The 720-nt window shown below is 42.8% G+C and carries 1 pseudogene; it reads right to left on the reverse strand.

Features of this window, described 5'->3' with window-relative positions:
- Window positions 1–720 (reverse strand): annotated as a pseudogene (locus ABR854_RS25750) (rhamnogalacturonan lyase); the annotation flags it as partial.

Consider the following 720-nt stretch of genomic DNA (forward strand, 5'->3'; position numbering starts at 1 on the left):
ATTTGTAGTAGCACAACTTAGGTTATTAGAACCAGTGATTTGGATGTTTGGTAAACTTCCATCGTTAGTTACGGTGGTAGTGGCTGTTGCCGTACAACCATTTAAACCTGTTACTGTGACGGTGTAAGTACCAGCAGTTGAGATATTTACTGTTGCGTTAGTACCAAGTCCGTTTGACCAAAGATACGAACCACCACCACTTGCTGTGCGAATGACGTTTGTAGTAGTACAACTTAGGTTATTAGAACCCGTGATTTGGATGTTTGGTAAACTTCCATCGTTAGTCACGGTTGTAGTGGCTGTTGCCGTACATCCATTTAAACCTGTTACTGTGACGGTGTAAGTACCAGTAGTTGAGATATTTACTGTTGCGTTAGTACCGAGTCCGTTTGACCAAAGATACGAACCGCCACCACTTGCTGTGCGAATGACGTTTGTAGTAGCACAACTTAGGTTATTAGAACCCGTGATTTGGACATTAGGTAAACTTCCATCGTTAGTTATGGTGGTAGTGGCTGTTGCAGTACAACCATTTAAACCTGTTACTGTGACGGTGTAAGTACCTGCTGCTGTGATAGTAGCCGTTGCGTTAGTACCGAGTCCGTTTGACCAAAGATACGAACCACCACCACTTGCTGTGCGAATAACATTTGTAGTAGCACAACTTAGGTTATCAGAACCTGTGATTTGGACATTTGGTAAACTTCCATCGTTAGTTAC

The sequence above is a fragment of the Emticicia sp. W12TSBA100-4 genome, assembly GCF_040253585.1.
Taxonomy (GTDB): domain Bacteria; phylum Bacteroidota; class Bacteroidia; order Cytophagales; family Spirosomataceae; genus Emticicia.